Genomic DNA, 13,005 nt, shown 5'->3' on the forward strand with positions numbered 1-13,005 from the left:
TTGATGGCGTTTTGACTTTCAGTTCATCGCCTAACTGCATGACAGCAAAGCAATTGGCTGGAACTGAGCGTCGATTCCGGCGACCATGGCGCACTTGCAAAAACCCAACTCATCGCAGGAGTCCGTGTGTCGCAACAAAAGCCTGATCTTCCTCCCGAACTGCGCCCCCTGGCCGAGATGCCTCTGTTCAAACGCCTGGCCGCGCGCCTATTCGGCCATGGCCTGACCCGTTTGCGCGCCCAGCACCGGTTTTCCTGGTTGCACGGGCAGGCTGACGGTTTTCGCAGCGGGCACGAGGCGGGCGTAGAGTACGGCTATCGCGAAGGTAAGGCCGACGGCCTCGAGCAGGGCCGGCAGGTTCTGCTGATCCGTGACTTCCGCCCGGAGGAGCACCGTGCGCCGGGGGTGGATGACAGCCTGTTCGATGATTGGCGCCTGCCCCTCACCGCAGAGCTGAAAAAGCGCATCAAGGCTGACGTCGCGCGATTGCTACCGGTCCACGCCCAGCCGAGCACGGCGCAATGGAAGATGATTTTCAGCGATACGCCCTCTACATCCGTGATTGCCGGAGCCGGTGCGGGTAAATCAACGTCGTTGGTGCTGCGTATTTTGCTGCTGACCCATTACCTGGGCTTTGAGCTGAGCTCGATGACAGTGGTGACCTTTACCCGTGAGTCACGCAAAGACTTCATCAGCAAGCTCATGCAGATTTTCAGTGTGTGGGGCCAACCCATTGATATGAAAGAAGCGCAGGGCGTGGTGCGTACCTTTCACTCGCGCATCCTGCCCATGGTGCGTAGCCTGCCGGGCTTTGAGCGTCTGCAAGCGTTCGAGAACCTGAACACCGGTTTTGAAGACGCTGACAGCAACCCGTTCGACCTGCGCATCAACGAAGCCCAGCGCCAACAAATGAATGCCTGCTATCACCGGCTGCACGGGCAGCACACGCGCTTTCGTGAACTGATTGCGCCGCTGGCGCGCCATGGCCTGCAGCTCAAGGAGCTGGAGCGCGATCACCCCGATGTGCAAAAACGGGTGGCGGTGACCGAGCTGGCGGCCAAGCGCGACGAAGAGCTCTGCGATGTGATCGAAGATTTGTGGTTTCGTGCGGGCGCCTGGCCGATCAAGGGCATTGAGCCCAATCGCCGGACCCTGGAGATCAATGGCGCGCAGTTTCACTGCCATGGCTATATTCCCGAATTGGACGCCTGGGTGGTGCTGGGCTTCGATTCACGGGAAAACGCCCAGATCAACCGGCCCAACTCAAAACTGTCCGTACGGGCAGAATGGGCAGTTAAGCGCACATTGTTTCAAGCTTTCTGTCGTAAGCCATTGATATGGCTGGATAGTTACGAATCTTCGAAGCGGCTTTTGAGCAGTCTGGCTGGGGATGCCACTGCCGGGCCAGGCTTTGATTACAAGGTCAAAGGCGAGTTGGCCTCGGCGCCGTTGCTGGACAGTTTTGTGACGGCGGCCGGGTTTATCGAGAACCTGGGGCTGGATGTGCCCACGGCAGTTGGGCAGATGAGCTTCGCCAAGGATGACCCGGACCGCTATTTCTTCGAAGCCCTGAGCATCTTCTGGAAAGCCTTGGAAGATCACCTGCTGGACCAATCGCCGCCGATCATGACGTATAACCGCATGTTTTCACTGTTCGGCGAAAATACCCCGGAAAATCTCAAGCTGCTCAGCGATCCACTGTTGCGGCCGCTGTCGCACCTGATGATCGATGAATTCCAGGACGTTTCGCCGCAGATCGTCTCATGGCTACGCGCCAGCCTGCGTGAGATCCGCAGCCGTGGCCCGGCCATGCACGTCGGTCGCGGCGCCCAGCGGTCGTCGCTGCTGTGCGTGGGGGATGACTGGCAGTCGATCTACGGTTGGCGCGGGAGTTCGCCCAAATACTTCATGGCGTTCAATCAGGAATTTCCGTCACCCGCCACCACCCGCGTGATGCTGGGTGAGAACTACCGCAGCCATCAGCACATCATCGATGCCGCCGAGCATATCGTGCGGGCCGCACCGGCTATTCCTGGCAAGAAGGCCAAGGCCAGCGGGGCGCCCAAGGCACTGGTGCCGGTCAAGGTACTGGAGCGGGACGATGCGGCATTGGGACGGCAGTTGGCGGAGCATTACCAGCGCGGCGAATCGGTATTAATGCTTTATCGAAAAAGCAGCGATAAGCTACTGATTCAAGAGCATATTCAGTCTGTTGTTAATCTGGATTCTAGCTTGCCGCCACCGGCGCGCAGGCTCAAGCAACTGACCTATCACAGTGCCAAGGGCCTGCAGGCTGACGCGGTGTTTTTGCTTGGGGATTGCCAGCACGTGACCAGCTCGCCCTACAAGAACCAGGTGTACCGCATGGCTGGCCTGGGCAAGGACGGCGACAGCGAGCCGTATGACACGGCGCAAAAAGACGAAGTGCTGCGCCTGGCCTACGTGGGCATTACCCGCGCGGTGAGCCATTGCTATTGGTATGTGGAGAAGCCCGAAGGCCAGGCGGTGAACGTGCCCAAGGCGTCGGAGCGGGTGGATGGCAGGAAAGCGTTCTTTGATGATCAACGCGGCTAGCGAGTGAATGGCATTCAACGGTGGGAGGGGGCTGGCCCCCTCCCAGAGCAGATATGTGTTGTTTGAACGATTGAATTCAGGCCCGCAATGACAGCGGCGGTACAAACGACTCCAACTCATCCTCCACCGCTTCGATAATCCGCTCTACGTCAGCCGCGTTCATCACCGTGGCGCAGGGGATGCCCGCGATGGCAATCAGTGTCTCGCCACTGGCGCGGTCGAACAGGCGGGCGATCATACTGCCGGGCGCGTCCATGCTGGCTTCAAAACCCATCGGATGAAAATGCCAGCGCATCAGCTGGCAGGCGTTGGGGAACGTCACTTTGTTCATGTTGCCCACCTTGTTCATTGAGCGCTTCCTTTAGCTCGCGGCAGGGGGCCATGACCTTCACTGGTCGTGGCATCGAAGAACTTAAAAATAGCATTCGTTCGAGACCGGAACGTGAATTTTTTGACCCCGTTCAGCGGTTGTTTCCACTTGGGTTGATGTGGGTCATGACCTGCGTACATTTTAGCAAAAGGCCATCATCCTTGAGGGGCCAATAAGCCGTTGAAGGCTCCGGCAAAATTCGGCAATCTCCACGGTTGTTTAACCGCCTTCGAGCCTTCCATGCCACACATCGCCCCAGACGATGACTCCCAGCAATCCCAAGCCACGCGTGAGTTGGTGCTGCGCCACCACCTGTGTTGGCGCCATCGGGACTTGGAAGGCGTGATGTCCTACTACCACCCGGACATCCAGTACCACGACTTTTTCCAGAACCGTGTCGTCGGTTCCGCCGAATTGCGCGACTACCTGCAAGCCAGCATGCCCCGCGAGGCCGATGAGGCGATCGAGCACACCGACCGCATCCGCGCCGACGGCGATACCGCGTTCATCCAGTACCGCATTACCTTGCGCGGCGGCCAGGGCCTGGTGTCGTTCCGTACCAGCGAGGCCATCACCGTGCGCGACGGGTTGATCTGGCGGGTCAACGAATACGCCTCCCTGGTGCATGAGCAGCCGGCCCAGGCTGCGCGGCCTTCGGTCAGCCGCCTGGGCCTGTCGCCCCAGCAATTGGGGCATATGGCCAATGACCTGCAGCAGTATTTCGAACACAAGCAACCCTACCTGGACCCTGAATTGGATCTGCAGCGGGTTGCCAAGGAGTGTGGCTACAGCCGCAATCAGATTTCCTACCTGCTGAACCAAGTGCTGGGACAAAGCTTCTATCGCTATGTGAACCAGGCGAGGCTCCAGCATTTGCTGGCCGCATTGGACAGGGCCACTGCGCCGATCAAGGTTGACGACCTGGCGTTTGCCGCCGGCTTCAACTCGCTGTCGGCGTTCTACAGCGCCTTCCGCCAGCACACAGGCCAATCGCCCAAGGCCTACGTCAAACAAATTTCCCTGCGTGCACGCGCGCAAGACAGTCCTTAACGCCGCGCTCTAGGATCGCCCCTATCGAAACGAGGTAGGGGAACCTGGCATGCCGGCATGGCGCACTATCAGTTTATGGATGGACCAACTGGACGACCCGCTGCACGCGCGGCCCGCCCTGGAGCATGACCTGGACGTCGACGTGGCCATTATCGGCGCCGGTTACACCGGGCTGTGGACCGCTTACTACCTGAAACGCCAGGCCCCTGAGCTGAAAATCGCCATCGTCGAAGCGCAGACTGCCGGTTTCGGCGCCTCCGGCCGCAACGGTGGCTGGCTGATGGGCAACCTGCTGGGTGAGGACCGCTTGCTCGCCGGCTTGAACCCTGAACAACGGCGCGCCTCGTTTGACCTGTTGCACGCCATCCCTGACGAAGTCGCCCAAGTGCTGGCGCGTGAAGACATCGACTGCGATTACCGCAAGGGCGGCGCCCTATACTGCGCGGCGCGTTACCCCGAGCAGGAAGGCAGCCTGCGCCGCTATCTGGACACACTCTACGCTCAGGGCCTGACCGAAGCCGACTACCGCTGGCTCGGCCCGCAGCAACTGGCCGAACAGGTCCGCATCGCCAAGCCCTACGGCGGCATTTATGCGCCCCACGTCGCGACCATCAACCCGGCCAAGCTGGTGCGCGGCCTGGCGCGGGTGGTTGAGCGCCTGGGCGTGACCCTTTACGAAAACAGCCCGGTTTCCCACTGGCAGTCCGGCAGCCTGCGCACCGCCAAGGCCAGTGTCCGGGCCGCCTGGGTGGTGCCGGCGGTGGAGGGCTACGCCAACACCTTGCCACTGCTGGGTCGCTACCAACTGCCGGTGCAAAGCCTGATCGTCGCCACGGAGCCCTTGCCGGCCAGTACCTGGGATGAGATCGGCCTGAGCCACGGCCAGGCCTTTGGCGAAAGCAGTCGCCAGGTCACCTACGGCCAGCGCACGGCGGACAACCGCCTGGTGTTCGGTGCGCGCGGCGGCTACCAGTTCGCCGGGAAACTGCGCCACAACTTCGACTTGACCGACAGCGAGGTGGAACTGCGTCGCTACCTGTTCGGTGAGCTTTTCCCCCAGCTCAAGAACGTGCGGATTACCCATTCCTGGGGCGGCAACCTCGGCATGTCGCGCCAGTTCCGCCCGCACATGCTTTGCGATCACAAGACCGGCATTGCGCTGTCCGGGGGGTATGGCGGGGAGGGCGTCGGCGCCTCCCACCTGGGCGGCCGCACCCTGGCCGACCTGATCCTGGGCCACGACACCCCGCGGGTTCACCAGCCCTGGGTGATTCGCGAACGCGGCCTGGAAGCGCTCAAACCCTGGGAGCCCGAGCCCTGCCGCTGGCTGGGCTACAACGCGATCATTCGCAGTTTTGTCCACGAAGACCAGGTGTTGGCTGACCCCACTACCGCCCCTTGGCGCCGCAAGCTGGCGACCGGCGTGGCCGGGTTCATGGAAGGCTTCATGCACTAAGACGTTTCACTCACACGGGAAAACCCATGAGCATCACTCAATTCAAAGACACGCTGAACGCCCACCTGCCGGACTCGTCGCCCGTCGCGGTGCCCCTGGGTGAGCCCATCGCCGTGGCCTCGACCCTGAGTGTCGAGCGCAGCGACGGCGTCGAGACCGGCATCTGGGAATGCACCCCAGGGCGCTGGCGTCGGCAGATCAACTCCCAGGAGTTTTGCCACTTTATCCAGGGCCGCTGCACCTTCACCCCGGACAACGGTGAAATTGTCCACATACAAGCCGGCGATGCACTGATGTTGCCGGCCAACAGCACCGGCATCTGGGACATCCAGGAGACCGTGCGCAAGACCTACGTATTGATTCTGTAACGCTTTGATCCTTGATCGCCTGCCATAAAAACAGCCCTAAAACCGCCAGGAAATCGAACCATGAAAGCCATTGCCCTGTTGCCCTTGATGTTGGTGGCCTCTGTCAGCCAGGCCGCCGAGACGGTGAAAATCTACAACTGGTCGGACTACATTGCACCGGACACCACCCAGAACTTCCAGAAAGAAACCGGCATCGGTTTCACCTACGACGTGTACGACAGCAATGAAACCCTCGATGGCAAGTTGATGACCGGTAAATCCGGCTACGACGTGGTCTTCCCGTCGAACCATTTCATGGCCCGGCAGATCCAGGGCGGCGCATTGAAGAAGCTCGACAAGCGCCAGTTACCCAACTGGAAGAACCTCAACCCGGTGCTGCTCAACGCCCTGGAGAACAATGATCCTGGCAATGCCCATGGCTTCCCGTACCTGTGGGGCAGCACCGGCATTGGCTACAACATCGACAAGGTCAAGGCGGTACTGGGCGACAACGCGCCTGTCGATTCCTGGGACTTAATCTTCAAGCCCGAGAACATGGCCAAGCTGCAGAAGTGCGGGGTGGCGATTCTGGATAACGGCCCCGAACTGTTACCGGCCGCACTCAACTACCTGGGTTTGCCGCACCACAGCAAAAAGGCTGAGGATTATAAGAAGGCGCAAGACCTGTTGATGAACGTGCGACCCTACGTGGCGTACTTCCACTCCTCGAAATACACCGCAGACCTGGCCAACGGCGACATCTGCGTGGCGGTCGGCTTCTCCGGCGACATCCTGCAGGCTGAAAGCCGTGCCAAGGAAGCCAAGAATGGCGTGAACATCGGCTACAACATTCCCAAGGAAGGCGCCGCCATCTGGTTCGACATGGTGGCCATGCCTGCCGACGCGCCTAATGAGAAAGCCGGCTATGCGTTCATGAACTACCTGCTGCGCCCGGAAGTGATGGCCGACATCACCAACTACGTGCACTACGCCAACGGCAACCAGGCCGCCGACAGCCTGGTAGACCCGGCGATCAAGGCCGACACCAAGATCTACCCAAGCCCCGAGATGATGGGCAAGCTGTTCGCACTGGAAGCCATGCCACTGAATATCGACCGCGTGCGCACGCGGGTGTGGAACACCATTCGCACCGGCCGCTGAGGCCTGATGTAAACGGACCGCTGTTGGGGTGAGCCCGCTTGTTGTGGTGAGTGGGCTTGTTGTGGTGAGCCCGTTTGGTGTGGTGAGCGGGCTTGCCCCGCGCTGGGGCGCGAAGCGGCCCCAATAAGGTCGCCGCGGTTATCCAGATAAACCGCGGTGCTTGGCCTTGGGGCTGCTTCGCAGCCCAGCGCGGGGCAAGCCCGCTCACCACACGAAGCCCATTCACCACACCAAGCCGGATCACTACACCAAGCCCGCTCACCACACCAAGCCCACTCACCACACCAACCCCGTTCGACCTACCGGCCCACAAACGGGTTAGGGATTCTCCAGATCATGCCCCAACGACTGGATAAACAACGAAAACAGCTCCGGCTGTGACGAGATATCCAGCTTCGCGTACAAGTGCCGACGGTGCACTTTCACGGTGTCCGGCGAGATACTCAGGCGTTCGGCCATGGCCTTGGACGAGAACCCGCGCAGCACCAGGCGGGCGATTTCCAGTTCGCGGTCCGAGAGCACGCCACAGCCGAACTGGCTCAATGCATCCCTGATCTGGCTGTCCATCGCCGGTGCTCGCTGGGTGCTTTGCTGCCAGTGCTGTTGCATCAGCGGTAATACCCAGGCGGCCATGGTTGTCATCAGCCCGGTCTCTTCAACACTGAAGCGCCGCTGCCTGCCCAATGACAGCGACAACGTCCCCGCGCCGGGCAATTGCAGAATCAATTGCACCTCGTCCTCCAGCACGTTGTCGTGGAAGTAATTGAGGAAGTACTCACTCTGGCGGAAATGATCCGGCGCCACTTCCTCCAGGCGGTACACGCCGCTGGCGTAACCCTCACGACACGCCTGGAAAAACGGGTCGAGCAAATACAAGCCATTGAGGTACACCAGCATCGACGCCGGTTTGCTGCTGGGTTGGGCGTCGTATTCTTCCAGGGCCTGGGGCGGTCCTTCCAAGGGGTAGAAGATCGCCAGGGCGTTATCGAAAGGCAGGCACTGGTGCAACAGCAGCACCAGCTGTTTCCAGAAACGCTCGGTGCCGATGTGTGCGACGGTGCGGCCCAGGCCGGCGTGCATCCCAACCTCCCGAAACAGGCTCATGTGACAGGCTCCCGCCAGCAAAAGATCGGGCAAGGGTTCGGCTTTTGCCGGGTCGCGTCAAGGGGAGTACGCCAATAGGGGAATTGGCGGGCATAGGCCCAATGTTTATCTTCGCCATCATTGAGCGGGAAACATATCCCGTGACTCTCAGACTTTTCGTATCTGCCTCACACCAAGAACAACGAAAGAGGATAACGATATGAGCACTTCCCCCACGCCCAACAGCGTGCTGAAACCCACCTTGAGTGTCTTCGATGTAGTGGCCATCACCGTGTCGGCGGTGACGCCGGCCAGTTCCGTATTCGTGATCGCGCCCTTTGCCATCCAGCAGGCCGGCAGCGGCGTGTTCCTGGCGTTTGTGATGGCCGGGTTGCTCGCACTGATGTTTGCCTTTTGTTACGCCGAACTCGGCCGCGCCCACAACAGCGCAGGGGGTGAGTATGTGTACGCCAAGCGCGTGTTCGGTGGCATGGCGGGCTATGCGACGTTTCTGACGGTGCTGGTGATGTTGCTGTTTATCCCACCGGTACTGGCCACCGGCGCGGCGACCTACCTGAATAACGCCCTCGGCACCCGGTTCGACTCGCAGACCGTCGCCTTGGTGATCGTCGTGTGCAGTTACGCCCTGGGCATCCTCAATATCAAACTCAATGCCTGGATCACCGGTACCTGCCTGTTGCTGGAAATCGCCGCGTTGCTGGTGATCGTGGTGATCGGCTTCGGCAACCCGGTGCAACCGGCCAGCGTGCTGTTCCAACCGCAGATCGTCGAAAACGGCGTGCTGCACCTGGCGCCGTGGGCCCTGGTGATCGGCGCGGTGGGTATCGGCCTGTTTTCCTATAACGGCTATGGCCCGGCGGTGTTGCTGGCCGAAGACATGAAATGCGGCGGCAAAGGCGTGCACAAGGCGGTGCTGTGGTCACTGGGGTTGGTGGTGATCATCGAGCTGGTGCCAATCACCGCACTGTTGATCGGCGCACCGTCCCTGAGCGCGATGATCAGCAGCCCGGACCCCATCGGCTACCTGTTGAGCAGCCATGGCAATGAAACCTTATCACGGCTGGTCAGCGCCGGGATCTTCCTGTCGGTGTTCAACGCGATTGTGGCGATCGTGATCCAGATCGGCCGCGTGGTGTTCAGCAGCGGGCGCGATGCGCTGTGGACGCCGAGCATCAACACGCTGTTCACACGCATTCACCCACGCTGGGATTCGCCTTGGTTGGCTACGCTGTTCCTGGCGATTCCTTCGGCGCTGCTGAGTTTCAGCTCCAACCTGGCCGACCTGACCTCGTTCAGCGTGCTGCTGATCATGTTGGTGTACCTGATGGTGGCGTTGAGCGCCTTGATGAGCCGGGTATTGCTGCGTGATCGCGAGCATCCCTATCACATGCCGCTGTGGCCGTTGCCGGCGGTGCTCGCGGTACTCGGCGCCGGTTACCTGTTGGTCACCCTGGTGGCCGCCGCTTCGGTGCGGGACATCATGATCATCATCGGCCTGCTGGCGCTGTCGGTGATCCTGTATTGCATCAGTGGCCGGTCGAGTCCGGTCTTCCAGAAACTGTAAGGAGTGGTTATGCGCGCACGTCAATTGGGGGTTACGTTAGGGCTGGGCACGCCTGGAAAATGGAACGCCATCACCGATGTGCCCGGTGTGCGAGTTGGCCACAGCACGCTGAACACACGTATCGATGGCAAGCACGTGCGCACCGGCGTCAGCGTGATCCAGCCGCGTGCAGGGGAGGCACGCCAGCAACCGTGCTTTGCCGGGTACCACGTGCTCAATGGCAACGGTGATGCCACCGGCCTTGAATGGGTCAGCGAGGCGGGGTTGCTGACCACGCCGCTGGCCATCACCAATACCCACAGCATCGGCATGGTGCGCGACAGCCTGATCGCCCTGGAGCGCGAGCGCCTGGCGGACCCGGCGGTGTACTGGTGCATGCCGGTGGTGATGGAGACCTATGACGGCCTGCTCAACGATATCTGGGGTCAGCACGTGGGCCCCGAGCATGTGCGCGAAGCCGTGGACAACGCCGCCACCGGTCCGGTGCAGGAAGGCGCGGTCGGGGGCGGCACCGGCATGATCTGCCATGAGTTCAAGGGCGGCATCGGCACCGCATCGCGGCGCTTATCGGCGGAGCAGGGCGGTTGGACCGTCGGCGTGCTGGTGCAGGCCAACCATGGCAAGCGCCAGGAACTGCGGGTGGATGGCTACCCGGTGGGGCGTCGGTTGATGGACATTCCGTCGCCCTTCGCCGAGCAAGGCACGCCGGGCATGGGCTCGATCGTGGTGATCCTCGCCACCGACGCGCCGCTGTTGCCGCACCAATGCCAGCGCCTGGCGCAACGCGCGTCGATCGGTATCGCGCGTACCGGCGGCGGTACCGAGGATTCCAGCGGTGACCTGTTCCTGGCCTTTGCCACCGGCAACCAGGATTTGCCACCGGCGGATTACGGACGTAAGGGCCGGCCTTTCAGCAGCGCGTTGCAGATGGTCAACAACGACCATATTTCGCCGCTGTTCAGCGCCGCGGCCGAGGCTGTGGAAGAGGCAATCATCAATGCGATCCTGGCCGGAGAGGACATGCTCACCGATCAAGGTGTGCTGGTACCCGGCCTGAGCGGTGACACGCTGTTGTCGGTATTACACACAACAGGCTGGAGGGTGTCCCGGTAATAGGGGGCACGCGAAGTTATTAATACAAGTAATGGCCGTTTAATGTTGCTAATGACACCCTGGCAATATAATGGATCCAATTATTAACAGCGCCGGACAACTTAGGCCGCGTTAGCGCTATTTAATATTTAAATAACCCAAGGTTGTTTTTGTCGGACAAAGTCAACCCCGCCCAACAAACACGGCGCGCAAATTACTTAAGTTGTTTGCGCGCCCGAATCTAATGCTGGAAAAGATGTAGACGAAAGATTTCAAGTTGTGTCAGTTTTCTTACGCCTTCAAAAGAGGCGAGTGATAGGACGATCTCGCCCGCGGGGTGCCTATCGATCAAAGACTGAAGCACTTGCAAACAAGGAAGTACGTTTATGTCAAAAGTAAAAGACAAGGCTATCGTGTCGGCGGCGCAAGCCAGCACCGCTTACTCGCAAATCGATAGCTTCAGCCATCTGTATGACCGTGGCGGCAACCTCACGATCAATGGCAAACCCTCCTACACCGTTGACCAGGCAGCCACCCAGCTGCTGCGCGACGGCGCCGCGTACCGGGACTTTGACGGCAACGGCAAGATCGACCTGACCTACACGTTCCTGACCTCGGCCTCTTCGAGCACCATGAACAAACATGGCATCTCGGGTTTCAGCCAGTTCAACGCACAGCAGAAAGCACAGGCCGTACTGGCCATGCAGTCCTGGGCGGACGTGGCCAACATCACCTTCACCGAGAAAGCCAGTGGCGGTGACGCCCACATGACGTTCGGCAACTACAGCGGCGGCCAGGACGGCGCGGCGGCCTTCGCCTACCTGCCCGGCACCGGTGCAGGCTACGACGGCACGTCGTGGTACCTGACCAACAACAGCTACACGCCGAACAAAACCCCGGACCTGAACAACTACGGCCGGCAGACCCTGACCCACGAAATCGGTCATACCTTGGGCCTGGCCCACCCTGGCGACTACAACGCCGGAGAAGGCGCCCCAACCTACAACGACGCGACCTATGGACAGGACACGCGCGGCTACAGCCTCATGAGTTACTGGAGCGAAAGCAACACCAACCAGAACTTCAGCAAAGGCGGGGTCGAGGCCTACGCGTCCGGCCCGCTGATCGACGACATCGCGGCGATCCAGAAGCTCTACGGCGCCAACTACAACACCCGCGCCGGTGACACCACCTACGGCTTCAACTCCAACACCGGGCGTGATTTCCTCAGCGCCAAGTCGAATGCCGACAAGCTGGTGTTCTCGGTGTGGGACGGTGGTGGCAACGACACCCTGGACTTCTCCGGCTTCACCCAGAACCAGAAGATCAACCTCAATGAAGCCTCATTCTCCGACGTTGGCGGCCTGGTGGGCAACGTGTCCATCGCCAAGGGCGTGACCATCGAGAACGCCTTCGGTGGCGCAGGCAATGACCTGATCATCGGGAACAACGCGGCCAACATCATCAAAGGTGGCGCCGGCAACGACCTCATCTACGGCGGTGGCGGTGCGGACCAACTGTGGGGCGGCGCGGGCAACGACACCTTTGTGTTCGGTGCCAGTTCCGACTCCAAGCCTGGGGCGTATGACAAGATCTTTGACTTTACCTCGGGTTCGGACAAGATCGACCTGTCCGGCATCACCAAGGGTGCAGGCCTGACCTTCGTCAATGCCTTCACCGGGCATGCCGGCGATGCGGTACTGACCTACGCCGCAGGCACCAACCTGGGCACCTTGGCAGTGGACTTCTCCGGTCACGGCGTGGCGGACTTCCTCGTCACCACCGTTGGCCAGGCTGCTGTCAGCGACATCGTGGCGTGATGCACGGGCGCGGCGCTTCGGCGCCGCGCTTTACGGATGGAGCATGAAGATGCAGCGTTTTTTCAATAGGATCGCCTGCGTATTGCAGGTGATGTTCGTGTCGGCAGGAGCCCACGCAATGGCGAGCAGTCTTGTATTACCCACCACCGCCCAGTTGGCCGGGCATTGGCAGTTGCACCAGCAGGACCAGGTGTGTGCGCTGGACCTGTTGGAGCAGGCCAACGCGTTGGGCGGCGACGTGGCGTGTGTCGAACAATGGTTGGGCACCAAGCCCCTGACCTGGACGCCAACGCCGGACGGCATCTGGCTGATGAACGCCGAAGGCAGTGGCATTACCCACCTTAACCGGCAAAAAGAAGGCGAATATAAAGGACGCACGCCCACCGGCCTTGAAGTGGTATTGCAACGCACACCTTAGTTGCCGTTTTAAACCGATCACTTGATTTTATTAGTTGACCGCTCCGTCA

Annotated in this window: 11 protein-coding genes; 9 read left to right on the top strand and 2 right to left on the bottom strand. The window is 60.6% G+C overall.

Translation table 11 applies throughout. The features are described 5' to 3' along the window. Nucleotides 1–126: 126 nt before the first annotated feature. The gene (locus tag QCBJ_RS20345) at nucleotides 127–2,574 is read left to right on the top strand and encodes a UvrD-helicase domain-containing protein (protein ID WP_102061473.1); all 2,448 of its coding nucleotides are present in this window, start codon (nucleotides 127–129) and stop codon (nucleotides 2,572–2,574) included. Nucleotides 2,575–2,650: 76 nt separating this feature from the next. Here the strand turns inward: QCBJ_RS20345 and QCBJ_RS20350 are convergent, their stop codons facing one another. Continuing rightward, nucleotides 2,651–2,923 (bottom strand): DUF1652 domain-containing protein, encoded by a 273-nt coding sequence (locus tag QCBJ_RS20350; RefSeq protein ID WP_003217129.1) that lies wholly within the window; start codon nucleotides 2,921–2,923, stop codon nucleotides 2,651–2,653. A gap of 261 nt (nucleotides 2,924–3,184) precedes the next feature. Between QCBJ_RS20350 and QCBJ_RS20355 the strand changes: the two genes are divergently transcribed. From QCBJ_RS20355 to QCBJ_RS20370, 4 genes are read left to right on the top strand one after another with little or no spacing between them, the layout of a single operon-like run. Beyond that, on the top strand, nucleotides 3,185–3,994 hold the full coding sequence (locus QCBJ_RS20355; RefSeq protein WP_093544398.1) for an AraC family transcriptional regulator: 810 nt from the start codon (nucleotides 3,185–3,187) through the stop codon (nucleotides 3,992–3,994). Between the two features lie 49 nt (nucleotides 3,995–4,043). Further along, complete coding sequence (locus QCBJ_RS20360; RefSeq protein ID WP_102061474.1) at nucleotides 4,044–5,450, top strand: FAD-binding oxidoreductase; 1,407 nt, start codon at nucleotides 4,044–4,046, stop codon at nucleotides 5,448–5,450. 26 nt (nucleotides 5,451–5,476) lie between these two features. After that, entirely contained in the window at nucleotides 5,477–5,818 is a 342-nt protein-coding gene (locus tag QCBJ_RS20365; protein WP_046036307.1) for a cupin domain-containing protein, read from the top strand. A gap of 60 nt (nucleotides 5,819–5,878) precedes the next feature. Beyond that, nucleotides 5,879–6,958: a polyamine ABC transporter substrate-binding protein gene (locus QCBJ_RS20370; protein WP_102061475.1), complete on the top strand. Its 1,080-nt coding sequence runs from the start codon at nucleotides 5,879–5,881 to the stop codon at nucleotides 6,956–6,958. A gap of 318 nt (nucleotides 6,959–7,276) precedes the next feature. Here QCBJ_RS20370 and QCBJ_RS20375 read toward each other — a convergent pair whose 3' ends face one another. Continuing rightward, a complete protein-coding gene (locus QCBJ_RS20375) occupies nucleotides 7,277–8,062 on the bottom strand; it encodes a helix-turn-helix transcriptional regulator (protein ID WP_102061476.1) in 786 nt (261 codons plus the stop codon). Between the two features lie 199 nt (nucleotides 8,063–8,261). On the opposite strand from QCBJ_RS20375, the gene QCBJ_RS20380 reads away from it, so the two are divergent. The 4 genes from QCBJ_RS20380 (at nucleotide 8,262) to QCBJ_RS20395 (ending at nucleotide 12,956) form a co-directional block, all read left to right on the top strand. Further along, a complete protein-coding gene (locus QCBJ_RS20380; RefSeq protein ID WP_102061477.1) occupies nucleotides 8,262–9,626 on the top strand; it encodes an APC family permease in 1,365 nt (454 codons plus the stop codon). Nucleotides 9,627–9,635: 9 nt separating this feature from the next. Next, entirely contained in the window at nucleotides 9,636–10,739 is a 1,104-nt protein-coding gene (locus tag QCBJ_RS20385; protein ID WP_102061478.1) for a P1 family peptidase, read from the top strand. Between the two features lie 365 nt (nucleotides 10,740–11,104). Beyond that, a complete protein-coding gene (locus QCBJ_RS20390; protein WP_102061479.1) occupies nucleotides 11,105–12,538 on the top strand; it encodes a serralysin family metalloprotease in 1,434 nt (477 codons plus the stop codon). A 49-nt stretch (nucleotides 12,539–12,587) separates the two neighbouring features. After that, entirely contained in the window at nucleotides 12,588–12,956 is a 369-nt protein-coding gene (locus QCBJ_RS20395; protein WP_177410675.1) for an AprI/Inh family metalloprotease inhibitor, read from the top strand. The last annotated feature ends 49 nt before the right edge of the window (nucleotides 12,957–13,005 follow it).

Source organism: Pseudomonas sp. QC2, from assembly GCF_002859085.1.
Classification (GTDB): Bacteria; Pseudomonadota; Gammaproteobacteria; order Pseudomonadales; family Pseudomonadaceae; genus Aquipseudomonas; species Aquipseudomonas petroselini.

Coding starts and splice junctions, on each gene's coding strand:
- QCBJ_RS20350 (WP_003217129.1), bottom strand. CDS start 2,923: ATGAACAAGGTGGGCAACATGAACAAAGTGACGTTCCCCAACGCCTGC.
- QCBJ_RS20355 (WP_093544398.1), top strand. CDS start 3,185: ATGCCACACATCGCCCCAGACGATGACTCCCAGCAATCCCAAGCCACG.
- QCBJ_RS20360 (WP_102061474.1), top strand. CDS start 4,044: ATGCCGGCATGGCGCACTATCAGTTTATGGATGGACCAACTGGACGAC.
- QCBJ_RS20365 (WP_046036307.1), top strand. CDS start 5,477: ATGAGCATCACTCAATTCAAAGACACGCTGAACGCCCACCTGCCGGAC.
- QCBJ_RS20370 (WP_102061475.1), top strand. CDS start 5,879: ATGAAAGCCATTGCCCTGTTGCCCTTGATGTTGGTGGCCTCTGTCAGC.
- QCBJ_RS20375 (WP_102061476.1), bottom strand. CDS start 8,062: ATGAGCCTGTTTCGGGAGGTTGGGATGCACGCCGGCCTGGGCCGCACC.
- QCBJ_RS20380 (WP_102061477.1), top strand. CDS start 8,262: ATGAGCACTTCCCCCACGCCCAACAGCGTGCTGAAACCCACCTTGAGT.
- QCBJ_RS20385 (WP_102061478.1), top strand. CDS start 9,636: ATGCGCGCACGTCAATTGGGGGTTACGTTAGGGCTGGGCACGCCTGGA.
- QCBJ_RS20390 (WP_102061479.1), top strand. CDS start 11,105: ATGTCAAAAGTAAAAGACAAGGCTATCGTGTCGGCGGCGCAAGCCAGC.
- QCBJ_RS20395 (WP_177410675.1), top strand. CDS start 12,588: ATGCAGCGTTTTTTCAATAGGATCGCCTGCGTATTGCAGGTGATGTTC.